The 24,853-nt window shown below is 65.9% G+C and carries 25 protein-coding genes; 22 read left to right on the top strand and 3 right to left on the bottom strand.

All coding sequences use genetic code 11. The annotated features are described in order from the left end of the window. Positions 1-184: 184 nt before the first annotated feature. From secB to M3A49_RS19765, 3 genes are all read left to right on the top strand, one after another. Positions 185-649, top strand: a complete 465-nt coding sequence (gene secB, locus M3A49_RS19775; protein WP_266230327.1) for a protein-export chaperone SecB — start codon at positions 185-187, stop codon at positions 647-649. 49 nt (positions 650-698) lie between these two features. Then, positions 699-1,697: an NAD(P)H-dependent glycerol-3-phosphate dehydrogenase gene (locus M3A49_RS19770; RefSeq protein WP_266230326.1), complete on the top strand. Its 999-nt coding sequence runs from the start codon at positions 699-701 to the stop codon at positions 1,695-1,697. A gap of 99 nt (positions 1,698-1,796) precedes the next feature. Continuing rightward, positions 1,797-2,330 (top strand): O-acetyl-ADP-ribose deacetylase, encoded by a 534-nt coding sequence (locus M3A49_RS19765; RefSeq protein ID WP_266230325.1) that lies wholly within the window; start codon positions 1,797-1,799, stop codon positions 2,328-2,330. 27 nt (positions 2,331-2,357) lie between these two features. On the opposite strand, the gene trmL is transcribed toward M3A49_RS19765, so the two are convergent. Next, positions 2,358-2,828: a tRNA (uridine(34)/cytosine(34)/5-carboxymethylaminomethyluridine(34)-2'-O)-methyltransferase TrmL gene (gene trmL, locus M3A49_RS19760; RefSeq protein ID WP_266230323.1), complete on the bottom strand. Its 471-nt coding sequence runs from the start codon at positions 2,826-2,828 to the stop codon at positions 2,358-2,360. A gap of 42 nt (positions 2,829-2,870) precedes the next feature. Continuing rightward, the gene (locus tag M3A49_RS19755) at positions 2,871-3,656 is read right to left on the bottom strand and encodes a ComF family protein (RefSeq protein WP_416338982.1); all 786 of its coding nucleotides are present in this window, start codon (positions 3,654-3,656) and stop codon (positions 2,871-2,873) included. 132 nt (positions 3,657-3,788) lie between these two features. Here M3A49_RS19755 and M3A49_RS19750 point away from each other — a divergent pair, with 132 nt between their 5' ends. From M3A49_RS19750 to M3A49_RS19715, 8 genes are all read left to right on the top strand, one after another. Continuing rightward, positions 3,789-4,778: a methyltransferase domain-containing protein gene (locus M3A49_RS19750; protein WP_266230319.1), complete on the top strand. Its 990-nt coding sequence runs from the start codon at positions 3,789-3,791 to the stop codon at positions 4,776-4,778. Positions 4,779-5,045: 267 nt separating this feature from the next. Beyond that, on the top strand, positions 5,046-5,522 hold the full coding sequence (locus tag M3A49_RS19745) for a DUF2244 domain-containing protein (RefSeq protein WP_028201821.1): 477 nt from the start codon (positions 5,046-5,048) through the stop codon (positions 5,520-5,522). Positions 5,523-5,611: 89 nt separating this feature from the next. After that, a complete protein-coding gene (gene coxB, locus M3A49_RS19740) occupies positions 5,612-7,279 on the top strand; it encodes a cytochrome c oxidase subunit II (protein WP_266230316.1) in 1,668 nt (555 codons plus the stop codon). 175 nt (positions 7,280-7,454) lie between these two features. Next, on the top strand, positions 7,455-9,068 hold the full coding sequence (gene ctaD, locus M3A49_RS19735; protein ID WP_069264943.1) for a cytochrome c oxidase subunit I: 1,614 nt from the start codon (positions 7,455-7,457) through the stop codon (positions 9,066-9,068). A gap of 135 nt (positions 9,069-9,203) precedes the next feature. Further along, complete coding sequence (locus tag M3A49_RS19730; RefSeq protein ID WP_208867222.1) at positions 9,204-9,344, top strand: cytochrome oxidase small assembly protein; 141 nt, start codon at positions 9,204-9,206, stop codon at positions 9,342-9,344. A gap of 39 nt (positions 9,345-9,383) precedes the next feature. Continuing rightward, positions 9,384-9,962, top strand: coding sequence for a cytochrome c oxidase assembly protein (locus tag M3A49_RS19725; protein ID WP_266230314.1), 579 nt, complete (start codon positions 9,384-9,386; stop codon positions 9,960-9,962). 109 nt (positions 9,963-10,071) lie between these two features. Then, entirely contained in the window at positions 10,072-10,233 is a 162-nt protein-coding gene (locus tag M3A49_RS19720; RefSeq protein ID WP_373682561.1) for a DUF2970 domain-containing protein, read from the top strand. A gap of 103 nt (positions 10,234-10,336) precedes the next feature. After that, positions 10,337-11,194: a cytochrome c oxidase subunit 3 gene (locus M3A49_RS19715; RefSeq protein ID WP_254352550.1), complete on the top strand. Its 858-nt coding sequence runs from the start codon at positions 10,337-10,339 to the stop codon at positions 11,192-11,194. Between the two features lie 131 nt (positions 11,195-11,325). Here M3A49_RS19715 and M3A49_RS19710 read toward each other — a convergent pair whose 3' ends face one another. Continuing rightward, complete coding sequence (locus tag M3A49_RS19710; RefSeq protein ID WP_028201826.1) at positions 11,326-11,535, bottom strand: twin transmembrane helix small protein; 210 nt, start codon at positions 11,533-11,535, stop codon at positions 11,326-11,328. A gap of 105 nt (positions 11,536-11,640) precedes the next feature. On the opposite strand from M3A49_RS19710, the gene M3A49_RS19705 reads away from it, so the two are divergent. The 11 genes from M3A49_RS19705 to nagE all read left to right on the top strand — a co-directional run bounded on the left by M3A49_RS19705 (position 11,641) and on the right by nagE (position 24,767). Further along, positions 11,641-12,435, top strand: a complete 795-nt coding sequence (locus M3A49_RS19705; RefSeq protein WP_266230310.1) for an SURF1 family protein — start codon at positions 11,641-11,643, stop codon at positions 12,433-12,435. A 104-nt stretch (positions 12,436-12,539) separates the two neighbouring features. After that, positions 12,540-13,184, top strand: coding sequence for an SCO family protein (locus M3A49_RS19700; RefSeq protein WP_266230308.1), 645 nt, complete (start codon positions 12,540-12,542; stop codon positions 13,182-13,184). A gap of 38 nt (positions 13,185-13,222) precedes the next feature. Beyond that, entirely contained in the window at positions 13,223-14,332 is a 1,110-nt protein-coding gene (locus M3A49_RS19695) for a COX15/CtaA family protein (RefSeq protein WP_028201828.1), read from the top strand. 9 nt (positions 14,333-14,341) lie between these two features. After that, positions 14,342-15,247 (top strand): heme o synthase, encoded by a 906-nt coding sequence (gene cyoE / locus M3A49_RS19690; protein WP_254352546.1) that lies wholly within the window; start codon positions 14,342-14,344, stop codon positions 15,245-15,247. A 4-nt stretch (positions 15,248-15,251) separates the two neighbouring features. Beyond that, entirely contained in the window at positions 15,252-15,893 is a 642-nt protein-coding gene (locus M3A49_RS19685; RefSeq protein WP_266230306.1) for an SCO family protein, read from the top strand. A gap of 191 nt (positions 15,894-16,084) precedes the next feature. Continuing rightward, a complete protein-coding gene (locus tag M3A49_RS19680; RefSeq protein ID WP_266230305.1) occupies positions 16,085-16,897 on the top strand; it encodes a MetQ/NlpA family ABC transporter substrate-binding protein in 813 nt (270 codons plus the stop codon). A gap of 464 nt (positions 16,898-17,361) precedes the next feature. Further along, the gene (locus M3A49_RS19675; protein WP_133185305.1) at positions 17,362-18,096 is read left to right on the top strand and encodes a GntR family transcriptional regulator; all 735 of its coding nucleotides are present in this window, start codon (positions 17,362-17,364) and stop codon (positions 18,094-18,096) included. Between the two features lie 76 nt (positions 18,097-18,172). After that, positions 18,173-19,276 carry an N-acetylglucosamine-6-phosphate deacetylase gene (gene nagA, locus M3A49_RS19670; protein ID WP_158756841.1) on the top strand — a complete coding sequence of 368 codons (1,104 nt, stop codon included), beginning with the start codon at positions 18,173-18,175 and terminating at the stop codon, positions 19,274-19,276. Continuing rightward, complete coding sequence (locus tag M3A49_RS19665; RefSeq protein ID WP_266230470.1) at positions 19,269-20,276, top strand: SIS domain-containing protein; 1,008 nt, start codon at positions 19,269-19,271, stop codon at positions 20,274-20,276. The genes nagA and M3A49_RS19665 overlap by 8 nt, the downstream gene beginning before the upstream one ends. Before the next feature lie 12 nt (positions 20,277-20,288). After that, entirely contained in the window at positions 20,289-22,883 is a 2,595-nt protein-coding gene (ptsP, locus tag M3A49_RS19660) for a phosphoenolpyruvate--protein phosphotransferase (RefSeq protein WP_266230304.1), read from the top strand. Positions 22,884-23,003: 120 nt separating this feature from the next. After that, positions 23,004-24,767, top strand: coding sequence for an N-acetylglucosamine-specific PTS transporter subunit IIBC (gene nagE, locus M3A49_RS19655; protein WP_266230303.1), 1,764 nt, complete (start codon positions 23,004-23,006; stop codon positions 24,765-24,767). Positions 24,768-24,853: the final 86 nt, after the last annotated feature.

Here is a 24,853-nt window from a genome sequence, read left to right as displayed (position 1 = left end):
TGCGGCCTCGGTCCGCAGGCGGGCTGCGCAGCGTGACGTAGCGACGCAGGGTTTCGGCCCGCGCGAGCCGGTGAGGCTCGCGCGGGCCTGTTGCCGTCCATTGCCGTAGCGCGGCGCATTTTCGCGACTTCGAGATGTCACGATGATGCCGCCGCGATCCATTCAATCAGGGAAGCCATACACCATGTCTGACGAGAACAACCAGCCGTTCTTCAATATCCAGCGCATCTACCTCAAGGACATGTCGCTCGAGCAGCCGAATTCGCCGTCCATTTTCCTTGAGCAGGACATGCCTTCTGTCGAAGTGGAAGTCGACGTCAAGGCCGAGCGCCTCGCCGAATCGGTGTTCGAGATCATCGTCACCGGCACCGTCACGGCCAAGGTCAAGGACAAGGTTGCGTTCCTGATCGAAGCCAAGCAAGCCGGCATTTTCGACATCCGCAACATCCCGGCTGAACAGGTCGATCCGCTCGTCGGCATCGCATGCCCGACCATCCTGTTCCCGTACCTGCGCTCGAACATCGCCGACGCGATCACGCGCGCAGGCTTCCCGCCGATCCACCTGGCCGAGATCAACTTCCAGGCGCTCTACGAGCAACGCCTGCAGCAACTCGCCCAGCAAGACGGCGCAAGCAACGCAACGCACTAAAAAAGCGTACGTTGATCGTTTCCACGAACTACCGGTGCGGAGTATCGGAATGAACATCGCCGTTCTCGGCGCCGGAGCGTGGGGCACGGCGCTGGCGGGGCATCTCGCCCAGGCGCATCACACGCTGTTGTGGGCGCGCGATGGCGCGCTCGTCGACACCTTGCGCAAGACGCACGAAAACGCCCGCTACCTCGCGGGCGTCGCGCTGCCCAGGAATCTCAAATACGAAACGGATCTCGCCGCCGCGCTCGACCATGCTTCGGGCGAGGCGGATCTCGTCGTGCTCGCCACGCCCGTGGCGGGCCTGCGCGGCATGCTTTGCACGCTGCGCGACATGGGCCGCGTGCCCGCGCACTTCGTCTGGCTCTGCAAGGGCTTTGAAGCGCAAACGCAGTTGATGCCGCATCAGGTCGTGGCGGCCGAGCTGCCGGGCCACGCGAGCAACGGCGTGCTTTCGGGGCCGAGCTTCGCGCGCGAAGTGGGCCAGGGCCTGCCCGTCGCGTTGACCGTGGCGAGCGCCTCCGCCGATTGCCGCGAGCGCACGCTCGCTGCGTTCCATCACCGCGCGATGCGCATCTATACCGGCGACGACGTGGTCGGCGTGGAGGTGGGCGGCGCGGTCAAGAACGTGCTCGCGATTGCGACCGGCATTGCCGATGGCCTGGGCCTCGGCCTGAACGCACGCGCGGCGCTCATCACGCGCGGCCTCGCCGAAATGACGCGTCTTGGCGTCACGCTCGGCGGGCGCGCCGAGACTTTCACGGGACTGACCGGCCTAGGCGACCTCATCCTCACCGCCACGGGCGACCTCTCGCGCAACCGCACCGTGGGCACGCAACTCGCGAGCGGCCGCACGCTCGACGACATCCTCGGCGCGCTCGGCCACGTGGCCGAAGGCGTGCGCTGCGCACAGGCCGTGCTGGCGCTCGCACGCGCACATGGCATCGACATGCCGATCACCCAGGCGGTATGCGCCGTGCTGTTCGACGGTGTCACGCCGCGCGACGCCGTGAGCGCGCTGCTCCGGCGCGACGCGAAGGCGGAGTAGGACGCTGCGGTCCTGCTGCGCCTGGCTTTAAGCACGCTCTGCGTGGGACCGGAGCGCAGAGCGCTAAAGCGCCAACTCCGGATCGCAAAGGAGGACCGTATGCTGACCATCGGAAACTGCCGCATCGAAGCGCAGGCCGTCGACATCACCACGTTGAAGGTCGATGCGATCGTCAACGCCGCGAACGAATCGCTGCTCGGCGGCGGCGGCGTGGACGGTGCGATTCATCGCGCCGCCGGACCGGACCTGCTGCGCGAATGCGAGACGCTGAACGGCTGCCCGACCGGCGACGCCAAAATCACCGGCGGCTATCGCCTTCCCGCAAAACACGTCATCCACACCGTGGGCCCCGTCTGGTACGGCGGCGGCCGTGACGAAGCGCATCTGCTCGCTTCCTGCTACCGGCGCTCACTCGAGTGCGCGCGCGCGGCGGGCGTGACGAGCATTGCGTTTCCGGCAATCAGTTGCGGCGTCTACCGTTTTCCTGCCGACGAGGCGGTGATGATTGCCATCGCGACCGTGATCGACGAGCTATCGAAATACCCGACGCTCGAGCACGTGATCTTCGCGTGCTTCGACAATGCGATGCTCACGCGCTATGAGCGTGAGCTCGCGGCGCGCGGCAAGGCGTAGGGCGACGCGTGACAACGCGCGCTCGCCTCATTCGCCGCCTTCGAACCCCGCCTGTCGCCACGCTTCGAACACCACGACCGCGACCGTGTTCGAGAGATTCAAGCTGCGATTGCCGGGGCGCATCGGCAGGCGCACGCGCTGTGGCGTCTCGAAGCGCTCGAGCACCGCGTCGGGCAGACCGCGCGTTTCCGCACCGAACACGAACCAGTCGCCCGGCTGGAACGCGTGCGCATGAAAGCGGCCCGATCCGCGCGTCGTGAACGCGAACATCCGCGACGGGTCCGGTGCTTCCCTGGCGATGAACGCGTCCCAGTCGGCGTGCACGTGCATTTGCGCGTACTCGTGGTAATCGAGGCCCGCGCGGCGCATTTTCGCGTCATCGAGGGGAAAGCCGAGCGGTTCGATCAGATGAAGCCGCGCACCCGTGTTCGCGCACAGGCGGATCACGTTGCCGGTGTTCGGCGGGATTTCGGGTTCGACGAGAACGACGTTGAACATGACGATGAAACTCTCTCGATGTCTTGAACAGGGTGAGGCCGATCAGTCCTTCGGCGTGCGCAGCGCGACGAAATTCGTCACGCGCCGTGCGCCCGCGGCCTTCAGCGTATGCGCGAGCGCGTCGAGCGTGGCGCCCGAGGTCATCACGTCGTCGACCACGCCCACGTGCTGGCCGCTGAGCGGCCGCGTGAGCGCGAACGCCCGGCCGACGTTGCGGCGGCGCGCCTCGCGATCGAGCTTCGATTGCGGCGCCGTATGCAGGATGCGTCGTACGAGCGTGGCGTCCGCGTGCGTGCCCAACCGGCGTGCAAGCGGCCGCGCGATCTGCCAGGCCTGGTTGTAGCCGCGCTCGATGAGGCGTTCGCGCGAGAGCGGCACCGGCACGACGATCTCCGGCATGCCGTGCTCATCGCACATATCTTGTGCAGCCAGCGTGAGGCGTCGCGCAAATTCCTCGCCGAGCGCGAGGCGCGCGCGAAACTTCAGGCCCCGCGCGAGCAGGTCGAGCGGCGCGCGATAATCGGCGAGCGCGAGTGTGGCGTCGAATGCGGGCGGTGCGTCGGCGCAGGCCTCGCAGCGATAGCGCGCGCGTCCCGCCGTCCCGGGCCTGTGCGCGAGCGGCACAGCGCAGACCGTGCAGCGCAGGCGCGGCTCATTCCAGTACGCGGCGTCGCAGCACACACAGAGCGTGGTTCGCGACAAATTGCCGCATAATGGGCACAGATTGGGCAGCACGAAGTGGGCAACCTGTGACGGCAGCGCCCGCGCTTTTCGACAGACGCGCGCAACGCCCGCAAGACGAGTGCGGTGCGAAGCGGACAGTGTGATACGCGCTGCATTGCGTGTCTCACATGAAGAAGGGCGCGGTGGCATCGAAGGACGGCCCGGGCAGCGGGCTCGCGTGACTGAAAGGAAAGGAGTGAGCGAGTATACTTCGCAGACTTCGCCAATACGACCGACATGTCCCCGTCTACCGCAAGAACTGGCCGTCCGGACTATGACACCCGGCACCTTCGGCGCATCTTCGATCGCCGTGCGGCGACTTTCGACGACGTTGCCTTCCTGCCGCGTGAAATCGCGCAACGCATGCGCGAGCGCCTCGAATACATCAAGGTGAATCCCGCGGCCGTGCTCGACATCGCGTGCGGCCAGGGCGACGACCTGCCCAGCTTGCGCGAACGCTTTCCGGAAGCGCCCGTGTTCGGCACCGATCTCTCCCTCGCCATGCTGCGCCGCGCCCGCGAGCACGACGCCCCCGACACGAGCTGGCGGCGTTTTCTGCCGGCATCGGTTGGCCGCGCGCTCGGTTCGCGCGGTCCGCGGGTTGCGCAGGCCGACTTTGCCGAACTGCCGTTCGCGCACGGCGCGTTCGAACTGCTGTGGTCGAATCTCGCATTGCATTGGCATCCGCGCCCCGACCTCGTGTTCGGCGAGTGGCAGCGCGTGCTTAAAGTCAACGGCCTGCTCATGTTCAGCACGCTCGGTCCCGACACGCTCAAGGAGCTGCGCGGCGCGTTCGCCGAAGTCGAGGCCGCGCACGGCGTGCCGACGCGCGCGCACGTCATCGATTTCGTCGACATGCATGATCTGGGCGACATGCTCGTCGAGAACGGTTTCGAGATTCCGGTAATGGACCAGGAAACGCTCACCATCACCTACAAGACGCCGGAGAAGCTGCTCGCCGACGTGCGCCGCTGGGGCGCGTATCCGTTCGAGCGCAACGGCGATGGCGAGGGGGAGAACGGCGGCACCGCGCGGCGCCTGCACCGTGCGCTCGTGGCCGCGCTCGAGGCGCGCCGCTGCACGGACGGACCGCACGCGGGCACGATCCCGCTGACCTTCGAGATCATCTACGGCCACGCGTGGAAAGCCGTGCCGCGCACGACCGCCGAAGGCCATGGCATCGTACGCCTCGAGGACATCGGCCGGGGTCCGGCAAGGAATCGATAACGTGGTAAGGGGGCTTTCGTTATGCCTGAAATTAGCGCCTGAAAAGCCCCGGGAAAATGCCTGAAAAATCGCTGCAAGGCCCGTCTGATATGGGTTTGCGGCCGATTGGGTCTTGCTTGTGAGGGCTGGGGATCGCGCCTATAATGCGTCAGTTTGCTGCACGGAAGGGTCCCCAAAATCCATTGTGGCAAGTCCAGATCTCCCCGTAGTTGTGCGAGGCGCGACGCGGCGATAGTCTGGCGAGGTTGCAAGTGGGGGAAGCGAGCGATGCAGGCGTCTGATCTGCTGGCGAGTCCGGAACCGGTCCTGAAAGACTGGACCATGAAGCGCAACTGTTCGGTTTCGCCCAGGCAATTCGTGTTCTTCTATGTTTCGCTGGCGCTGGTTTCCATCGCGATCGCCGTTCTGTTGTTGATCCACGGCGCCTGGCTGGTTTTGCCGTTTACCGGTATCGATCTGTTGGTAGTAGGCGGCGCTTTTGTCATTTATGCGCGCCATGCTGTCGATTACGAACGTATCAGGCTTTATCCGAACCGGCTGGTGATCGAACAGATGAGCGCCGACGCGCTCACGCAGTTCGAATTCAATCCCCGCTGGGTCCGGGTCGAGCCGGGCGCGACCCCACGCGACCCGGTGCGTCTCGTGTCCCGCGGTCAGGCGGTCGCTGTCGGGTTGCATCTGCCGCAATATCGGCGTGCGCAGTTCGCGCGGGAACTGCGTGCCTGGCTTGCGCGCGCGGGTTGATGCGCGGCGCGTGAGTTTGCCGGTTGGCGGTACGAGCGTCCCAGGGGGCGCCCTGGTTGCAAAACCTTCCTGCGGGGTCGAGGGTTTGAATGGAAATTATGGGTAAGGAAGCTATGAAAACAATCAAGCGAGCCCTCCAGGGCGTGCTGGCGTGCAGCGGATTCCTCGTCGCCGGCGCGGCACTCGCAGTCGGAGACAGCCCAGGCGGCCCTGCGGTGAACGAGATCAATTTCCAGCCGCCCGTCACGCGCATCGCCGAAGAGCTCTACAGCCTCCATATGATGATGCTGCTCTTGTGCGTCGTGATTTTCATCGGCGTGTTCGGCGTCATGTTCTATTCGATCTACGCGCACCGTAAATCGAAGGGCCACAAGGCCGCTCATTTTCATGAGAGCACCACGGTCGAAATCATCTGGACGGTGGTGCCGTTCATTATCGTCGTGCTGATGGCGCTGCCCGCCACCAAGGCCGTCGTGGCGATGAAGGACACCTCCAACGCCGACCTCACCGTGAAGGTCACGGGCTACCAGTGGAAATGGGGCTACGACTACGTGAAGGGGCCGGGCGAGGGCATCAACTTCCTCTCCACGCTCAGCACGCCGCGCTCCGAGGTGAATAACCGCGTGCCGATCACCGATACGTACCTGCAGGAAGTCGACAATCCGCTCGTCGTGCCGGTCAACAAGAAGATCCGCATCATCACCACGGCCAACGACGTCGTGCACTCGTGGTACGTGCCCGCGTTCGGCGTGAAGCAGGACGCGATTCCGGGCTTCGTGCGTGACACGTGGTTCAGGGCCGACAAGGTCGGCACCTATCGCGGCTTCTGTACCGAGTTGTGTGGCAAGGAGCACGCGTTCATGCCGGTCGTCGTCGAGGTGCTCTCCGACGAGGACTACGCGAAGTGGGTCGATACGCAAAAGGCGAAGATGGCGGCCGCCAACGACGACCCGAACAAGACCTACACGCTGGCCGAGCTCAAGGAGCGCGGCGAGAAGGTCTACAACTCGAACTGCGCGGTGTGCCACCAGCCCACCGGCAAGGGCGCGGGCGCGTTCCCGGCGCTCGACGGCAGCAAGGTTGCTCAGGGTCCGCTCGCCGGGCACGTGAGCATCGTCCTGCACGGCAAGAACGCCATGCCTTCGTGGGCGCCGACGCTCAACGACGTCGAGATCGCATCGGTCATCACGTTCGAGCGCAACTCGTGGGGCAACCACACCGGCGACATTCTGCAGCCGCGTCAGGTGGCCGACGCGCGTAACGGCAAGATGCCCGAGGGCGGCGGCACGACGGCGGCAGCGGGCGAGGGCGGCGCGAGCGGCGCAGCCGCGGCAAGCGGCGCGGAAGCAGCCAGCGGCGCAGCCGAAGCGAGCGCGGCAAGTGGTGCGGCGCCCGCAAGCGGCGCGGATCAGGCGTCGGGCGCAGCGGCGCCGAGCGCGGCCGCGTTGCCGGCGAGCGTCTACTTCGAAGTGGGCAAGAGCACGCTGCCCGCCGACGCGAAGGACGCCATCCAGGCCGCAGCCGACTACGCGAAGGCGCATCCGGACGCGAAGTTCACGCTCTCGGGCTACACCGATTCGAGCGGCAACGCCAGCACGAACGCCGACCTCGCCAAGCGCCGCGCGCAAGCGGTGCGCGACGCGATGAAGGCGGCAGGCATTGCCGAAGACCACATCATTCTGAAGAAGCCGGAAACGATCACGGGCGGCGCGAATGCGAAAGAAGCGCGCCGGGTGGAGATCAGCGCAGCGGCCTGAGCGGGCCAGCGCGAGAAGGACAGGCAGCAACGGACGCAGGACAAGCGCTGCGCGAGCATAAAACAAGCAGGCAAACGCTGCAGCAAGAGACAAAGCAATTCGCTTCCGCAGTTAAATTGCATGGGGCTGGAGTCAGGCGCTAAGGTGCCAGCTCCGGGCCGACAGGAGATAAGTCATGTCTAGCATCGGACACGATGTAGCTGGAGGGCACGGCCACGTGCACGGCGACCACGCGCACGCCACGCCCCACGGCTGGCGCCGCTGGCTGCTAGCGACGAACCACAAGGACATCGGAACGCTGTATCTGCTGTTTTCGTTCGTGATGTTCCTCTCGGGCGGTGTCATGGCGCTCGCCATTCGTGCGGAACTGTTCGAGCCGGGCATGCAGATCATGCGTCCCGAGTTCTTCAACCAGCTCACCACGATGCACGGTCTCATCATGGTGTTCGGCGCGATCATGCCGGCCTTCGTGGGCTTCGCGAACTGGATGATTCCGCTGCAGATCGGCGCCTCGGACATGGCGTTCGCGCGCATGAACAACTTCAGCTTCTGGCTGCTGCCCGCCGCCGGGTGCTTGCTGGTCGGCTCGTTCTTCTCGCCGGGCGGCGCGACCGCCGCGGGCTGGACGCTCTACGCGCCGCTTTCCACGCAGATGGGCCCGGGCATGGACTTCGCGATCTTCGCGCTGCACATGATGGGCGCCTCGTCGATCATGGGCGGTATCAACATCGTCGTGACGATTCTGAACCTGCGCGCGCCCGGCATGACGCTCATGAAGATGCCGATGTTCGTGTGGACGTGGCTCATCACCGCCTACCTGCTGATCGCCGTGATGCCGGTGCTCGCGGGCGCGATCACGATGCTGCTGTTCGACCGCCACTTCGGCACGAGCTTCTTCAACGCGGCCGGCGGCGGCGACCCGGTGATGTACCAGCACATCTTCTGGTTCTTCGGGCACCCCGAGGTCTACATCATGATCTTGCCGGCGTTCGGGATCGTTTCGCAGGTGATTCCGGCGTTCTCGCGCAAGCCGCTGTTCGGCTATAGCTCGATGGTGTACGCCACGGCGTCGATCGCGATTCTCTCGTTCATGGTCTGGGCGCACCACATGTTCGCCACCGGCATGCCGGTCACGGGCCAGCTCTTCTTCATGTACGCGACGATGCTGATCGCCGTGCCGACGGGCGTGAAGGTGTTCAACTGGGTCGCCACGATGTGGCGCGGCTCGCTCTCGTTCGAAACGCCAATGCTGTGGGCCGTGGGCTTCCTGATCGTGTTCACGTTCGGCGGTCTCTCGGGCCTGATGCTCGCCATGGCGCCGCTCGACATCCAGTATCACGGCACTTACTTCGTGGTGGCGCACTTCCACTACGTGCTGGTGGCGGGGTCATTATTCGCGTTGTTCTCTGGGTGGTACTACTGGGCGCCAAAATGGACCGGCTGGATGTACAACGAGACGCGCGGCAAGATCCACTTCTGGTGCTCGCTCATCTTCTTCAACCTCGCGTTCCTGCCGATGCACTTCGTCGGCCTGGCCGGCATGCCGCGACGCTATGCCGACTATCCGGCCCAGTTCACCGACTGGAACCAGGTGATCACGATCGGCGCCTTCGGCTTCGGGCTTTCTCAGGTGTACTTCCTGTTCTTTGTCGCGCTGCCCGCGTATCGCGGCGGCGGCGAGCTGGAACAGGCCGGCGACAAGCCGTGGGACGGCGCAACGGGCCTTGAGTGGACCGTGCCGAGCCCGGCGCCGTTCCACACGTTCGAGAATCCGCCGACGGTCGAGTAAGCCGTTGAGTTTGTGGCGTCCGGCTGTGCGCAGCCGGACGCGAACAAAGTCCGCGGTCTTCATGCAGTCATCGGAGCACGTACGAGAGGCGATTCAACGATGCAAGGAGAAGCCGCGGCCAGCCGCGCTGAACGCATGACCCGGGATCCACAAAAAAGACGCACGCCCGAGCAGATCCGCGCGGGCAATCTGCGGCTCGGCCTCATCTTGCTGGCCGTCGTAGTCGGTTTCTTTGTGGCTGCCGTCGTCAAGCAGGTGTATTTCCCCGGCCACTGACGCGCAGAGCGTTTGCAGGAAGTTCGTTCGAGGAGTTCGATGTCCACGCAAGCTGGAAATGATCGCGCGTTCAACCGGTCGATGCTCATCAAGCTCGTCGTGGTGGCGCTGCTGATGTTCGGTTTCGGTTTTGCGCTGGTGCCGATGTATCGCGCGATCTGCCAGGTCACCGGCATCAACAACCTGGTGCAGCGCGACGCCACCGAGCGCGAGGCGCGCAACACGCAGGTGGACATGACGCGCACGATCTCCGTGGAGTTCGACGCGAACGCACGCGGGCTGCTCGGCTTCAAGCCGGAGCAGACGAGCCTCGACGTCCATCCGGGCGAAGTCATGACGGTGATGTACGACATTTCGAACAACGAAGGACGCACGATCGACGCGCAGGCCATACCGAGCTACGCGCCGAAGCAGGCGACGGAGTACTTCCGCAAGATCGAGTGCTTTTGCTTCACTCAGCAGGTCTTGAAGGCGAACGAGACGAAGCGCATGCCGGTGGTGTTCGTGATCGACCCGAAGCTGCCGAAGGACGTGAGGACGATCACGCTGTCGTACACGTTCTTCGAGCTGGACAAGCCGGCCGTGCCGCCGCCGCCGAAACAGTCGGCGGGCGCATGAGTCTGCGGTGCCCAGGTCAACGAAGCCAGGAGGCGAGAGGCGCATGAGCGACGAAGGCGGCAGCGGCGTTGAGAGGCCGGCGAAGAAGAAGGGCGGCATCCTGCAGGTGATGAAAGCGGTGGCGTGGTCCTTTCTCGGCGTGCGCAAACGCGCCGACCTCGAAGACGACGCCGCGAACCTCCACCCCGTGCAGTTGATCATCGCGGGCATCATCGGCGCGGTGCTGTTCATCGTCGTGCTGCTGTTGATCGTGCACGCGGTGGTGGGATGAGCGAGTGCGCGCAACGCCGCGCGCATAGCAGTGAATAACGAGGACACACTCGGACAAATGCAGCCGGCGATGTCCGGAGCAACTGGAAACTGGAGAAACAGGCATGAGCGGCCAAAACGATAGCCCGTACTACTTCGTACCGCACCCGTCGCGGCATCCGATCAGCGCGTCCATTGGGCTTGTGGTCATGCTCGGGTCGCTCGCCTCGTGGATCAACGGCGAGTCGTGGGGACCGATCGGTGTGCTCGTCGGCCTGTTGTGGCTGCTCTTCACGCTGTGGCACTGGTTCGGCGACGCCATCGCCGAATCCGAAGGCGGCATGTATGGCAAGCGCGTGGACGTGTCGTACCGGTGGAGCATGAGCTGGTTCATCTTCTCCGAAGTGATGTTCTTCGGCGCGTTCTTCGGCGCGCTCTTCTACGCGCGCGCGATCGCCCTGCATCAGCTCGGCAGCCTCGACTACAAGCTGATCTGGCCGGACTTCTCGGCGGTGTGGCCGAACAACGGTCCCGCGGCGCTGGTCTCGCACTTCCGCTCGATGACGCCGTGGCCCGTGCCGACCATCAACACGGCGCTGCTGCTTTCCTCGGGCGCGACGCTCACCGTTTCGCACCACGCGCTGCGCGACAATCATCGCTCGAAGGCGATCGCGTGGCTCGCCGCGACGATCGTGCTGGGCGTGTGCTTCCTCTTCCTGCAGGCGTTCGAGTACATCCACGCGTATGGCGAACTGAACCTCACGCTCGCTTCGGGCATCTACGGTTCGACGTTCTTCCTGCTCACGGGCTTCCACGGCTTCCACGTGTTCCTGGGCGGCACGATGCTGACCGTCGTGATGATCCGGCTCATTCGCGGCCACTTCACCGCGGAGCATCACTTCGCCTTCGAAGGCGCGGCGTGGTACTGGCACTTCGTCGACGTGGTGTGGCTCGGCCTCTATGTCGTCGTGTACTGGCTGTGATGCGTGGTGCGCCGCGCGGGCCGCGGCGCGGGAGACAGGAATGAAACAAGGCGCCGCCCGACCTCGTCGGCGCGGCGCCTTGTGTTTTGCGGAATGGGGTTTGCGCGGGGGGCAGTGACGGTCTGCGGCGCTCAGCGTCCGTAAGGAATACCGGTGGACTGGATCCAGCCCATCCAGTGCGCGAACAGGATGAACAGAAAGAGCGAGATGGAAAGGCCCACGCGCGTGGCGAGCGACCAGACCATCCGCTTGGTGCGGCCCCGGTCGTGCATCATGAAGTAGAGCGCGGAGATCATGCTCGCGATGATCAGCGCGAACGCAACGGGGACGAGTATGTGCATGAAGTTCACGGAATATGGCATGCCTGAAAACGTCTGTCTCATTATCGCACCGTGCCACACGGCGCGGGGTTCGAGCACTTGTATCTTTCGCATCGGACGTGCCCAATGAAAATCCGGCTCGTCCCCACGTTGCTCATCCTGATCGTGATGGCCGTGACGATCCGGCTCGGCTTCTGGCAGCGCGACCGCGCGCATCAGAAGGAGGCGCTGCAGGCGCAAATCACGCAGTACGAATCGTCTGCGCCGCAACCGGTGGGCGTCACGCCGCTCGCGCTGAAGGACATCGAGTTTCATCGCGTACGCGCGACGGGCACGTTCCTGCCCGAGCGCGTGGTGTATCTCGACAATCGTCCGTATAACGATCAGCCGGGTTTTTATGTCGTGATGCCGCTTAAACTCGAAGGCGGTGGCTACGTGCTGGTCAATCGCGGCTGGCTGCCGCGCAACATCGCGGATCGCGCCGCGATCGCGCCCTATGTCACGCCGCCTGGGCCGGTCGTCGTGGATGGCATCGCGCGCGCAGACGCCTCGCGCGCGTTCGAACTCGGTGCGGGCGGCTCTGCAGCGCATCTGAAGATACGGCAGAATCTCGCCGTCGCTTCCTACGCAGCGGAAACGGGGTTGCCGCTGCAACCGTTCGTGATCCAGCAGACCGGCTTTGTGCCGGCCTTCAAGGACGGGCTCGTGCGCGACTGGCCGGTGCCGGACACCGATGTCGAGCGCAACTACGGCTACATGCTCCAGTGGTGGGGCATGGCGCTCGCAGCCCTTGGTTTCGGTCTGTTTGCGGCCCGTAAAGCTGCGAAAAGCGCTGCGACAAAAGCGCGCACTGAAGGTGAAGCTGGGCGGCACGCCGAAGAGCCCGAAAGGCAAGACGCAGGCAGCGCGAAGGACGCCTGATGATCGGTCGGACGAATCAATTCGATCCCGACATGATCCGGACAATGGCGCTGCGCGAGCAGCACATGGACAACTGAAAGCGACAGAAGCGAGGTTCCACGAGAGTGTCGACGCCATCCCCCCGTTCCGCCCAGGTCGCACAGCCGGCCGCCACGCCCGCACAGCAGCACGCGAAGCGGCGTGGCCGCTGGACGCTGCTCATCATCGCGCTCATCTGCGGCGCGCCGATCGCGATTTCGTACTTCACGTACTACGTGATCAAGCCGAAGGGCGGCACGACGAGCTATGGCACGCTCATCGAGCCGCAGCGGCCCATTCCCGGCGCGCTCGTGGTGACGGGTGACGACGGTCATGAAGTGCCGCTCGCCTCGCTCAAGGGCCGCTGGCTGATGATCTCGGTGAATGGCGGCGACTGCGACGAAGCCTGCGCGACGAAGCTCTATTTCATGCGCCAGGTGCGCGCGACGCAGGGCCCGGAGCGCGAGCGCATCGTCACAGTCTGGTTGCGCACCGACGACGCGAGCGTCCCCGCGAAATTGAAGGGCGCCTACGCGGACACGCGCGTGTTGCGCGCCGATCCGGTCGCCGTCGCCGCGTGGCTGCCCGCAACGCAGACGACGACAGACACCGACCACATCTATCTGGTCGACCCGAACGGCAACCTGATGATGCGATTCCCGGCGCATGCCGATCCGTCGAAAATCAAACAAGACGTCACTAAACTGCTCAAGTGGTCCCGCATCGGTTAAGGTGCGCAGCGCGAGTCTGACAGAGAAGAGTAAGAGAGATGTTTATCCTGGAGCTGGGCCTGATTGGCCTGTGCGTCGCGTTGCTGCCGCTCTCGTGGGTCTGGGTGAAGGCCGACGACAACAAGTTTCGCAAGCTCGTGTGGCTCACGACGTTCATGACGCTCGACCTCGTGATGTTCGGCGGCTTTACGCGCCTGACCGACTCGGGCCTCGGCTGTCCTGACTGGCCGGGCTGCTATGGCACCTCGTCGCCGTTTATCGCGCATGCGCAGATTGCCGCGGCGCATCTCGCGATGCCGAGCGGCCCCGTGAGCATGACGAAGGCATGGATTGAGATGATCCACCGCTATTTCGCCATGGCAATTGGTGTCCTGATCATTGCGCAGATGGCGATTGCCTGGCGTGCGCGCATCAAGCGCCTGCCGTTGCATGTGTCGCCGTGGTGGCCCACCGCGCTGCTTGGACTGATCCTCGTGCAGGGCGTGTTCGGCGCGTGGACGGTGACGATGAAGCTGCAGCCCATCATCGTCACGACGCACCTCCTGCTCGGTCTCACGCTGCTCGGTTCGCTCGCGTGGCTCGCCGCGCGCATGACGCCGCTGCCCGCATACGAGCCCGACGCTGCGCGCTGGCGCGTGGCCGCGCTGGCGGCGCTCGTGCTGCTCGTGGTGCAGATCGCGCTGGGCGGCTGGGTGAGCACGAACTACGCGGTGCTGGCCTGCACCGACTTCCCGACCTGCAACGGCGCGTGGATTCCGCCGATGGATTTCCATCACGGCTTCCACCTCTGGCGCGCGCTCGGCATGGACGGCAACGGCGACGTGATCACGCAGGACGCGCTCGTCGCGATCCACTGGACGCACCGTACGTTCGCGTTCGTCGTGATCGCTTATCTGGTATGGTTCGCCCTCAAGTTGCGACGCTATGCCTCGCTGCGACGCCCGGCAAACTGGATCATGATCGTGATCTTTATCCAATTTCTGACAGGGCTTTCCAACATCGTGCTGCAGTGGCCGCTGCCCGTGGCAGTGGCGCACAACGGTGGCGCGGCGATCCTGCTGCTTTTGGTCGTCGTGCTAAACTTTCGAATTGCTTGTAGCCGCCCCGGCCGCGCCGTTCTCCCTGCGCGCGACACCGCTGCGGTGTGATCCCGCCCTATGGAAAGTACAACCCTATCCCAGACGCCCGGTAGCCGGATTTCCCAATATCTCGCGCTCACCAAGCCGCGCGTCACGCAACTGGCCGTGTTTTGCGCCGTCATCGGCATGTTCCTCGCCGTGCCGGGCATGGTGCCCTGGAAGCCGCTGATCGGCGGCACCGTCGGCATCTGGCTCACGGCCGGCGCGGCCTTCGCGATCAACTGTCTCGTCGAGCAAAAGGTGGATGCGCGCATGCGTCGCACTGCCTGGCGTCCTTCGGCGCGCGGCGAGATCACGAGCACGCAGATCCTGATCTTCTCGGCGGTGATCGGCGGCCTCGGCATGTGGGTGCTGTACACGTTCGCCAATCCGCTCACCATGTGGCTCACGGTCGCGACCTTCATCGGCTACGCGATCATTTACACGCTGCTGCTCAAGCCGGCCACGCCGCAGAACATCGTGATCGGCGGCGCCTCCGGCGCCATGCCGCCTGCGCTCGGCTGGGCCGCCGTGACGGGGCACGTGCCCGCCGACGCCTGGATTCTCGTGCTCATCATTTTCGTGTGGACGCCGCCGCACTTCTGGGCGCTCGCACTCTACCGCCGCAAGGACTACGAAAACGCCGGCCTGCCGATGCTGCCCAACACGCACGGCGAGAAGTACACGCGTCTGCATATCCTGCTTTACACCGTCATCCTGTTCGCGGTCACGCTGATGCCGTACATCTCGGGCATGAGCGGCGTGCTGTATCTGGCTTCGGCCGTGCTGCTCGGCGCCGTGTTCCTCGCCTACGCATGGAAGATCTACGTCGAGTATTCCGACGCACTGGCTCGCAAGACTTTCCGCTATTCGATCGTCTACCTCTCGTTGCTGTTCGTAGCGTTGCTCGTCGACCATTACGTGCATGCGCTCATCGCGGCGTAACGATATGGTCCACCGCACGCTTGCGCGCTTGCTGCGCGCCGCGGTCGTCGCGCTTGCCGCTGCAGGCGCACTCGGGGGCACGCTGGTTCTCGAGGGCTGCGGCCAGCAGCCGCCCGCGTTCACGAACCTCGACATCACCGGCAATACCCAGTTCGGCAAGGACTTCGCACTCCCCGATACCAGCGGCAAGACGCGCACGCTCGCCGACTTCAAGGGCAAGGTGGTCGTGCTGTTCTTCGGCTATACGCACTGTCCGGACGTTTGCCCCACCACCATGGCCGAGCTTTCGCAGGCGCTCCAGCAACTGGGACCCGATGCGGCGAAGCGCGTGCAGGTGCTGTTCGTCACCGTCGATCCCGAGCGCGACACGCCGCAGATCCTGGGTCAGTACACAGCCGCGTTCAATCCGACCTTCATTGGGCTGCGCCCGGTCAACGAGGACCAGCTCAAGCAGGTGGCGAAGGATTTCCGCGTGTACTACGCGAAGGTGCCCGGCAACACGCCGGATAGCTACACGATGGACCACACCGCCGCGAGTTACGTGTTCGACACGACCGGCAAACTGCGCCTCTTCGCGCGCGACGGGCAGGGCGTCACGCCCTGGCTGCACGATCTAAAGATCCTCCTCGGTTCGACTCCCGACTAAGGGAGAGCCCGCGTGTTCGCCTCGAGAGGCGAACACGCGCCGCGCGCTTCAGGGCGGCGCGGGCATACCAGTATGCGAATTCATTATTTCCCGCAACCGGTTCCATATGAGACGATTTATATCGTCCGGCAGAGGGTGCACAACGCCACGGCACCGGAGCAACACCAAAACCACGCAGGAACATCATCTCCATGCAGCGCAGAAATCTGATTAAAGCACTCCTCGCCGGCGTCGCCGCCACTACGCTCGCAGCCAGCTTCGGCGTCCGCGCCGACGACCAGGTCATCAAGGTCGGCACCGTTTCGGGTCCGGACGCGCAAGTCTGGGCCGTCGTCCAGAAGGTCGCCAAGCGCGAAGGCCTGAACGTCAAGGTCATCGAATTCAACGACTACGTGCAGCCGAACGCTGCGCTCGACGCCGGCGACCTCGACGCCAACAGCTTCCAGACCGGCCCGTATCTTGACAGCCAGATCAAGCAGCGCGGCTACAAGCTCGTGAACGCGGGTCTCACGTACATCTCGCCCATCGGCGTGTACTCGAAGAAGCTCAAATCGCTGAACGAGCTGCCGCAAGGCGCGAAGGTCGCTGTGCCGAATGACCCGTCGAACGAAAACCGTGCGCTGCTGCTCCTGCAAAGTAAGGGCCTGATCAAGCTGCGCGCTGGCGCGGGCACCAACGGCAACAACGCGACGCCGCTCGATCTCGCCGATAATCCGAAGAAGTTCAAGCTCGTCGAACTCGACGCCGCGCAGCTTCCGCGCGCGCTCGGCGACGTGGACGCCGCCGTGATCAACACGAACTACGCGCTCGCGGCCGGCCTGCAGCCGACCAGGGACGCCATCGCCATCGAGGACATCCACAGCCCGTACGCCAACCTGATCGCCGTTCGCACGCAGGACAAGGACAAGCCGTGGGTGAAGAAGCTGGTCGCCGCCTACCAGTCGGAAGACGTGCGCCAGTTCATCAAGAGCGAGTTCAAGGGCTCGATGGTTCCGTCGTTCTAAGGGATCTTCGAGAAGCGGCTGCCTGCGTCCAATCGACGCGATAGCCCGCCAGAACCCGAACGCCGTGGCGACCGCCACGGCGTTTTTTTATTGCGCGTGCACTATCGCGGTCTGCGCGATCTTTCCTGTCGAAGTCGCGTCCTGGTCCTACGGCGGTACTACGGTGGGCTATGTCAGATAACCTTTTGATGCCACTCTGGTCCCATTGTGGCGCCCCGTGGATACCGCTCCAGGGTAAATCCTGATGCCGGACTGCGCGCCGCTGGAGCCTTGTGTGTTCGTGTAATGTATTGATTTTTAACGATATTTTTCGATGCTATGCGGCGAGGTGGCATCTGTTGACTGGTCTTATTGTGGTTATATAATGGGCTCGCTTTCACACCGGACCAATCTGCACTACCGGCACTGCCACGCAGCATGCCCGTCCGGCCCCCCACGATCGTCCAACCGCTGGCGCCAAGTCCATGGAAACCCGTTGGTCTGCCCTGATGCCCGATGCGCGCAATGTGACGCCGCTCTATCTGCAGCTGGCGCGCAATCTTGCCACGGCCATTCACTGCGGCGTGTGGTCGGCCGGCGAGGCGCTGCCCTCGGAGCGCACGCTGTCGGACGCGATCGGCGTGTCGCGCATCACCGCGCGCAAGGCGATCGAGCTGCTCGTGGAGCAGGGGCTGATCCGGCGCGCGCGCGGCGCGGGCAGCTTCATCACGCCGCGCGTGGAAGATCCGCTTTCGCGCCTCACGGGCTTCACGAAGAAAATGGAGCAGCGCGGCTTCACGCCGGACTCGGTGTGGCTCGCGCGCGAGGTACGGCCCGCGCACCGCGAGGAGATCGTGCAGCTCGGCCTCTCGCCGGGCGCCTCGGTCGCGAGCCTGCGCCGCCTGCGCCGCGCCGACGGCACCGTGATGGCGGTCGAGCATTCGGCGCTGCCGGTATCGATCGTGCCGGACCCGGAAGCCATCGAGGGCTCGCTGTATGCGTATCTGGAGCAGCGCCGCGTGCCCGTGGTACGCGCCCTGCAGCACTTTCGCGCGGTCAACGCGACGGGCGAGATCGCCGCGCTGATGGGCGTCGAGCCGCGCGCGGCGCTGCTCGTCATCACGCGCGTGGGCTTTTCCGCCGATCAGCGCGCCATCGAGCTGACCGACACCTATTGCCGCGACGGCTATTACGACTTCGTTGCGGAGCTGCGCCAGTGAGCGCCGCCGCAGTCTCTCTCATGCACGTCACCGAAACGTCCTACCGCGCTTCGATGCGCCTCATCGGAAAACTCTCATGCTGAGCGGAAACATACTCACCCCTGAAGGCTGGATCCACGGCACGCTGTCGTTCGAGAACGGACGCATCACCGCGATCACGGGCGAGGCCACCGATCCGGCGAAGAACGACGCGCCCTACATCCTGCCGGGCTTCATCGACCTGCACGTGCACGGCGGCGGCGGCGCCGACGTGATGGAAGCCGGCGACGCGATCGAAACCATCGCGCGCACCCACGCCCGCTACGGCACCACGAGCCTGCTCGCCACCACCATGACCGCCCCGCGCGACGAGCTGATGAACGTGGTCGCGGGCCTCGGCAACGTCACGCGCAACCGCACGGCGGGCGGCGCGCGCGTGCTGGGCGTGCACCTCGAAGGCCCGTACATCAACCCGGGCAAGCTCGGCGCGCAGCCCGACGCCGCCGTTTCGGCCGTGCTCGACGAAGTGCTCAAGTACCTCTCGATTGCGCCGATTCGCGTGGTCACCGTGGCGCCCGAGATCGCGGGCCATATCGAGATCATCGGCGAAATGGCGGCGCGCGGCGTGCGCGTGCAGATCGGCCACTCGCTCGCGACCTACGACGACGCCGTGGCCGCGCTCAAGCACGGCGCCTGCGGCTTCACGCACCTCTTCAACGCGATGTCGCCACTGCACCATCGCAACCCGGGCGTGGTCGGCGCGGCGCTCGCGCATGCCGAGTACGCGGAGATCATTCCGGACCTGCTGCACGTGCATCCCGGCGCGATCCGCGCCGCGCTGCGCGCCATTCCGCGTCTCTATGTGGTGACCGACAGCACCTCGGCCACCGGCATGCCCGACGGCGAATACCGCCTCGGCAGCCAGCACGTGACGAAATGCCTTGGCGGCGTGCGTCTCGCCGACGGCACGCTCGCAGGCAGCACCCTCACCATGGACCAGGCGCTGCGCAACCTCGTCTCGATCGGACTGCCGATCGCGGACGTGTCCGCGCGCCTGTCGCGCTACGCCGCCGACTACCTCGGCATCGAAGACCGTGGCCGCCTCGTGCGCGGCGCATGGGCCGATGTCAACGTGTTCGATCGCGAGCTGGCGCTCACCGCGACCTACGTCGAAGGAGAATCGATTGTCGAATATGCTTAAAGAAGCGCTGGCCTCGGCCAGCGTCGTCGCGGCGCAGCTCGCGGACACCTCGCGCGTCGAAGCGCTCGCCCGCGCGCTGGAGGCCGAGCCGCGCCACGTCGCGCTGACCGTCGCGCGCGGCAGTTCGGACCACGCGGCGAGCTACTTCGCTGCGCTCACCATGAGCCGCATCGGCGTGCCGGTGGCCACGCTGCCGATGTCGATCGCGACGCTCCAGCAGGCGCCCTTACGTGTGCGCGGCCAGTTTGCCCTCGCTTTCTCCCAATCGGGTAGGAGTCCTGACCTCGTCGCGACGATCAAGGCGCTGCGCGAAGCCGGTGCGCTGACGGCGGCGATGGTCAACGTCGCGGGCTCGCCGCTCGCCGAGGCCGCGGGCACGGAACTGGCGCTGCTCGCCGGTCCCGAGCTGAGTGTGGCGGCCACCAAGAGCTATATCGCGATGCTCGCGATGTCGGCGCAACTCGTCGGCTTCTGGCAGCGCGACGCCGCGTTCCTCGACGCCGTGCGCGCGCTGCCCGACGCGCTCGATCGCGCGGGCACGCTCGACTGGTCGAACGCCGTCGAAGAATTGCGCGACGTGAAACAGATGATTGTTATCGGCCGCGGTCCCGGCCTCGCCGTTGCGCAGGAGGCTGCGCTCAAGCTCAAGGAAACCTCGGGCATTCAGGCCGAAGCGTTTTCGAGCGCCGAAGTGCGACACGGCCCGATGGAGTTGATCGACCGCGATTACCCGCTGCTCGTGTTCGCCCCGCGCGGGCCGGAGCAGGCAGGCCTGATCGAGTTCGCCCGCGACATGGAAAAGCGCGGCGCGCGCGTGCTGCTCGCGGCGCCCGCCGACGTAGCCGGCGCTGCGCTGCCGCTCGAAACGGCTGCCGATGCGGCACTCGATCCCATCGCGGCTATTTTGTCGTTCTACGTGATGGCGGCGGGCCTCGCCGCCGCGCGCGGCCGCAACCCTGACGAGCCGCGTTACCTGAACAAAGTCACCGAAACCCACTAGATTGGAAAGCGAATGGAACGCATCGAGGAGTCTCGCCTGATGGATCCGCATACTCGCGTCGAGGGGCACATCGTACTGGTCTCTCCGCTCACCGGGCCGGTCGTGCCGCTCGCGTCGGTGCCCGATCCGGTGTTCTCGGAAGGGTTGTTCGGCGACGGCATCGGCGTCGATCCGCTCGTCGGCCGTGTCGTCGCGCCGTGCGACGGCATCGTCGTGCATCTCGCGCGCACGGGCCACGCGGTCACGCTGCAAACGGCCGAAGGCGCGCAGGTGCTCATGCACGTCGGCATCGACACCGTCGAGCTGAACGGCAAGGGCTTCACGACGAAGGTCGCGCAGGGCGCGCAGGTGCGGCTCGGCGACACGTTGATCGAGTTCGATCTCGACGTGGTGGCGTGCAATGCGCCGAGCCTCGTTTCGGTCGTCGCGATCGCCAATTCGGATGCATTCGAAGTGATCGAGCGCGCGGGCGCGGGTCACGTCGAAGCGGGCAAGTCCGCGCTGCTTGTGCTGCGCGTGCGCGACGGCGCGGAGATCGCGGCCGCCCACGAATTGATCGCAAACGAAGTGCGCCGCAGCGTGACGCTCACGCATGCGGGCGGTCTCCATGCGCGGCCTGCGGCGCGGGCGCGCGAAGCGGCGCGCGGCATCGACGCGCGCGTCGAGGTCCGCTTTGGCGAGCGCAAGTCCGCCATCGAGAGTGTCGTCGGCCTGCTGGGCCTCGGCGCGGGCGAGGGCGCGACCATCGAACTCGTCGGCATCGGCCTGGAGGCGCAGCGCGCCGTGGACGCCGTAGCGGGCGAACTCCTGCGCGAAGCGCCCGGCGAGGGCGGCGAAGCACCGGCGCGGCTGCAGTCGCCCGCGCCCGTAATGCAGGAAGCCGCGGCCGCCGTGGCGTCGTCCGCCGAGCCGGGCGTGCTCGCGGGCGTGTGCGCGGCGCCGGGCGTCGCGGTGGGCAAGCTGGTGCGCTGGGACGAAGCCGAACTCACGCCGCCGGAACTCGCGAGCGGCCCATCGGCCGCGGAAAGCCGCCTGCTCGACAAGGCAATCGCCGCGGTGGACGCCGAGCTGAACCAGAGCGTGCGCACGGCTTCGCAGCGCGGCGCGATTGGCGAGGCGGGCATCTTCACGATGCACCGCGTGCTGCTCGAAGACCCGACGCTCGTCGACGCCGCGCGCGACGCGATCAGTCTCGGCAAGAGCGCGGGCTACGCGTGGCGCGAAGCGATCCGCGCGCAGATCGCGGTGCTCGGCAAGGTGGACGATCCGCTGCTCGCGGAGCGCGCCGCCGACTTGCGCGACCTCGAAAAGCGCGTGCTGCGCGCGCTTGGTCTGTCGAACACGGCCGCGCGCACGCTGCCCGAGGAAGCCGTGCTCGCCGCCGACGAATTCACGCCTTCCGATCTCGCCTCGCTCGACCGCAAGCGCGTAATGGCGCTCGTGATGGCGCGCGGCGGCGCGACCTCGCACGCCTCGATCATCGCGCGCCAGGCCGGCATTCCCGCGCTCGTCGCGCTCGGCGACGCGCTGCATGCGGTGCCCGAGGGCACCGAAGTCGTCATCGATGCGGGTGCTGGCCGCTTTGCGTACACGCCGAGCGCGCTCGACATCGAACGCGCGCGCAGCGAAAAGCAGCGCCAGGCCGGCGTGCGCGAAGCGAATCGCCGCACCTCGCACGAGGCCGCGGCCACGCGCGACGGCCACGCGGTGGAAGTTGCCGCGAACATCGCGACGCTGGAAGACGCCAACACGGCGGTGGAAAACGGCGCAGACGCCGTGGGCCTCCTGCGCACGGAGCTGCTCTTCATCCATCGCCAGGCCGCGCCGACGGTGGAAGACCATCTTCAGAGCTACCAGGCCATCACCGACGCACTCGCGGGCCGCACCGCGATCATCCGCACGCTCGACGTGGGCGCGGACAAGGAAGTCGACTATCTCACGCTGCCGCCCGAGCCGAATCCGGCGCTGGGTCTGCGTGGCATCCGCCTCGCGCAGGTGCGTCCCGATCTGCTGGACGACCAGCTGCGCGGACTCGTCGCCGTGAAGCCGGCGGGCAAGGTGCGCATCCTGCTGCCGATGGTGACCGACGTGGGCGAACTCGTGCGCCTGCGCGAGCGCATCGACACCTTCGCACGTGAAGCGGGCCGCACGGAGCCGATCGAGGTGGGCGTGATGATCGAGGTGCCCTCGGCAGCGCTGCTCGCGGACCAGCTCGCGCGCCACGCCGATTTCCTCTCGATCGGCACCAACGACCTCACGCAGTACACGCTCGCGATGGACCGTTGCCAGCCTGACCTCGCGGCGCAGGCCGACGGTCTGCACCCGGCCGTGCTGCGTCTCGTGGCGGCGGCGGTCGAGGGCGCGAACCAGCACGGCAAGTGGGTCGGCGTGTGCGGCGCGTTGGCGGGCGATCCGCTCGCGGTGCCGCTGCTCGTCGGCCTGGGCGTGACGGAGCTTTCCGTCGATCCGGTTTCGGTGCCGTCGATCAAGGCGCGCGTGCGCAAGCTCGACTACAACGACTGTCGCGAGCGCGCGCAGAACGCACTCGCACTCGAATCGGCGCAAGCCGTGCGTGCGGCAAGCCGCGAAAGCTGGCCGCTCGATTGATGGTTTCTGTTTCACCCACCCTAAGCAATCCTTAAAAACACGCCGGCGCGCGCAGCGATCGCGCGCCGGCTTCTCTCACCCACACACGTCAAGCAAGAGATAGAGACTGGAGGCAGTTCAATGGATGGCAATCCGTTTCTCAAGATTCAAAGCCTCGGCCGCGCGCTGATGCTTCCCATCGCAGTGCTGCCGGTCGCCGGCATCCTGCTTCGTTTCGGCCAGGCCGACATGCTCAACATCAAGATCATCGCCGACGCGGGCGGCGCGATCTTCGATAACCTGCCGTTGCTGTTTGCGATCGGCATTGCAGTGGGCTTTGCGAAAGACAACAACGGCGTCGCCGGCCTCGCGGGCGCGCTGGGCTATCTGGTCCAGACGGCCGTGATGAAGGACATCAACGACAAGCTCAACATGGGCGTGCTGTCGGGCGTGGTGGCCGGTGTCGTCGCGGGCATGCTGTACAACCGCTTCAAGGACATCAAGCTGCCCGAGTTCCTCGCGTTCTTCGGCGGCAAACGCTTCGTGCCGATCGTCACAGGGCTCACGTGTCTGGTGCTGGGTATCGCGTTCGGCTACGTCTGGGGACCGGTGCAGGGTGTGATCGACACGGCCGGCCACTGGCTCACCACGGCGGGCGCGATCGGCACTTTCGTATACGGCTTGCTCAACCGGCTCCTGCTCGTCACGGGTCTGCACCACATCCTCAACTCGCTCGTGTGGTTCGTGTTCGGCTCGTTCACGCCGGCAGCGGGCGGCGCGGCCGTCACGGGCGACCTGCACCGCTTCTTCGCGGGCGACCCCACGGCGGGCAGCTTCATGGCCGGCTTCTTCCCGGTGATGATGTTCGGCCTGCCGGCAGCGTGCCTCGCGATGCTGCATGAAGCCCCGAAGGACAAGCGCGCGATGGTGGGTGGCCTGCTGTTTTCGATGGCGCTCACCTCGTTCCTCACGGGCGTGACCGAGCCGATCGAGTTCACGTTCATGTTCCTCGCTCCCGTGCTCTACGCGATCCACGCGGTGCTCACGGGGCTGTCGCTTGCGATCTGCTCGCTGCTCGGTATCAAGCTGGGCTTCACGTTCTCGGCGGGCGCGATCGACTACGTGCTGAACTACGGGCTCTCCACGCATGGCTGGTATGCGATTCCGCTCGGCGTGGTCTATGCGGTCGTGTACTACGGGCTGTTCCGCTTCTTCATCCGCCGCTTCAATCTGCCCACGCCGGGCCGTGAAGCCTCGGCGGGCGATACGGCAATCGCCTCGTCGATGTCGGGCGTGGCGGTGGCAACGGGCGGCGCGGCCACGGCGGCGTCGCTCTCGCGTGCTGCGCGTTATATCGATGCGCTGGGCGGCGCGGCCAACCTCAAGGTGGTCGATGCCTGCACGACGCGTCTGCGTCTCACGGTGGCCGATCCGGCGCATGTTTCCGAGCCGGCGTTGAAGGCGATCGGCGCGCGCGGTGTGCTCAAGCGCGGCGGCGAAAGCGTGCAGGTCATCATCGGGCCGGAAGCGGACATCATCGCCGACGAGATTCGCGGTGAGATCGCACGCGATGGCGCGGCCGCTGTCAGGACGGCGCCCGCGGCGCAGCCTGCGGGTCAGGCCGTTCAGGCTGCTCAGGCGAGCGCGAGCGCAGGTATCGCGCAGGGCCCGCTCGATCCGAATCCGTCGCGCTGGCTTGCGGTGTTCGGCGGCGTTGCCAACATCGTCTCGCTCGACGCGGTGGCGGCCACGCGCCTGCGCGTGATCGTGCGCGACCCGGCGGCCGTGGATCGCGAGCGCCTCGGCGCGCTCGACGTAGCGTGGACTTCGGCGGATACGCTGCACATCGTGGTCGGCGACGCCGCACCGCGCTATGCACGTGAACTGGCGCTCCAGCCGGCGTAATCGATCCGCTGACAACCAGCATACGTTGTACCGAGCGCCGCTGCGATTTAGCAGCGCCGGAAACAAAACGCCGCGGCAGGGTGCCG

The organism is Paraburkholderia sp. CNPSo 3076 (assembly GCF_026343935.1).
GTDB classification, from domain to species: Bacteria; Pseudomonadota; Gammaproteobacteria; order Burkholderiales; family Burkholderiaceae; genus Paraburkholderia; species Paraburkholderia nodosa.
Note: the sequence above shows the minus strand (reverse complement) of the source record. Positions and strands in the feature narration are given on the sequence as shown.

What these genes read in the sequence shown, in the direction of transcription:
- trmL (WP_266230323.1), bottom strand. Translation starts at nt 2,828, where the DNA reads ATGTTCAACGTCGTTCTCGTCGAACCCGAAATCCCGCCGAACACCGGC.
- M3A49_RS19730 (WP_208867222.1), top strand. Translation starts at nt 9,204, where the DNA reads ATGACCCGGGATCCACAAAAAAGACGCACGCCCGAGCAGATCCGCGCG.
- M3A49_RS19750 (WP_266230319.1), top strand. Translation starts at nt 3,789, where the DNA reads ATGTCCCCGTCTACCGCAAGAACTGGCCGTCCGGACTATGACACCCGG.
- nagE (WP_266230303.1), top strand. Translation starts at nt 23,004, where the DNA reads ATGGATGGCAATCCGTTTCTCAAGATTCAAAGCCTCGGCCGCGCGCTG.
- M3A49_RS19770 (WP_266230326.1), top strand. Translation starts at nt 699, where the DNA reads ATGAACATCGCCGTTCTCGGCGCCGGAGCGTGGGGCACGGCGCTGGCG.
- M3A49_RS19705 (WP_266230310.1), top strand. Translation starts at nt 11,641, where the DNA reads ATGAAAATCCGGCTCGTCCCCACGTTGCTCATCCTGATCGTGATGGCC.
- M3A49_RS19685 (WP_266230306.1), top strand. Translation starts at nt 15,252, where the DNA reads ATGGTCCACCGCACGCTTGCGCGCTTGCTGCGCGCCGCGGTCGTCGCG.
- M3A49_RS19675 (WP_133185305.1), top strand. Translation starts at nt 17,362, where the DNA reads ATGGAAACCCGTTGGTCTGCCCTGATGCCCGATGCGCGCAATGTGACG.
- coxB (WP_266230316.1), top strand. Translation starts at nt 5,612, where the DNA reads ATGGAAATTATGGGTAAGGAAGCTATGAAAACAATCAAGCGAGCCCTC.
- M3A49_RS19745 (WP_028201821.1), top strand. Translation starts at nt 5,046, where the DNA reads ATGCAGGCGTCTGATCTGCTGGCGAGTCCGGAACCGGTCCTGAAAGAC.
- M3A49_RS19765 (WP_266230325.1), top strand. Translation starts at nt 1,797, where the DNA reads ATGCTGACCATCGGAAACTGCCGCATCGAAGCGCAGGCCGTCGACATC.
- M3A49_RS19725 (WP_266230314.1), top strand. Translation starts at nt 9,384, where the DNA reads ATGTCCACGCAAGCTGGAAATGATCGCGCGTTCAACCGGTCGATGCTC.
- M3A49_RS19680 (WP_266230305.1), top strand. Translation starts at nt 16,085, where the DNA reads ATGCAGCGCAGAAATCTGATTAAAGCACTCCTCGCCGGCGTCGCCGCC.
- M3A49_RS19665 (WP_266230470.1), top strand. Translation starts at nt 19,269, where the DNA reads ATGCTTAAAGAAGCGCTGGCCTCGGCCAGCGTCGTCGCGGCGCAGCTC.
- M3A49_RS19695 (WP_028201828.1), top strand. Translation starts at nt 13,223, where the DNA reads ATGTTTATCCTGGAGCTGGGCCTGATTGGCCTGTGCGTCGCGTTGCTG.
- ptsP (WP_266230304.1), top strand. Translation starts at nt 20,289, where the DNA reads ATGGAACGCATCGAGGAGTCTCGCCTGATGGATCCGCATACTCGCGTC.
- M3A49_RS19720 (WP_373682561.1), top strand. Translation starts at nt 10,072, where the DNA reads ATGAAAGCGGTGGCGTGGTCCTTTCTCGGCGTGCGCAAACGCGCCGAC.
- ctaD (WP_069264943.1), top strand. Translation starts at nt 7,455, where the DNA reads ATGTCTAGCATCGGACACGATGTAGCTGGAGGGCACGGCCACGTGCAC.
- cyoE (WP_254352546.1), top strand. Translation starts at nt 14,342, where the DNA reads ATGGAAAGTACAACCCTATCCCAGACGCCCGGTAGCCGGATTTCCCAA.
- M3A49_RS19710 (WP_028201826.1), bottom strand. Translation starts at nt 11,535, where the DNA reads ATGCACATACTCGTCCCCGTTGCGTTCGCGCTGATCATCGCGAGCATG.
- M3A49_RS19715 (WP_254352550.1), top strand. Translation starts at nt 10,337, where the DNA reads ATGAGCGGCCAAAACGATAGCCCGTACTACTTCGTACCGCACCCGTCG.
- secB (WP_266230327.1), top strand. Translation starts at nt 185, where the DNA reads ATGTCTGACGAGAACAACCAGCCGTTCTTCAATATCCAGCGCATCTAC.
- nagA (WP_158756841.1), top strand. Translation starts at nt 18,173, where the DNA reads ATGCTGAGCGGAAACATACTCACCCCTGAAGGCTGGATCCACGGCACG.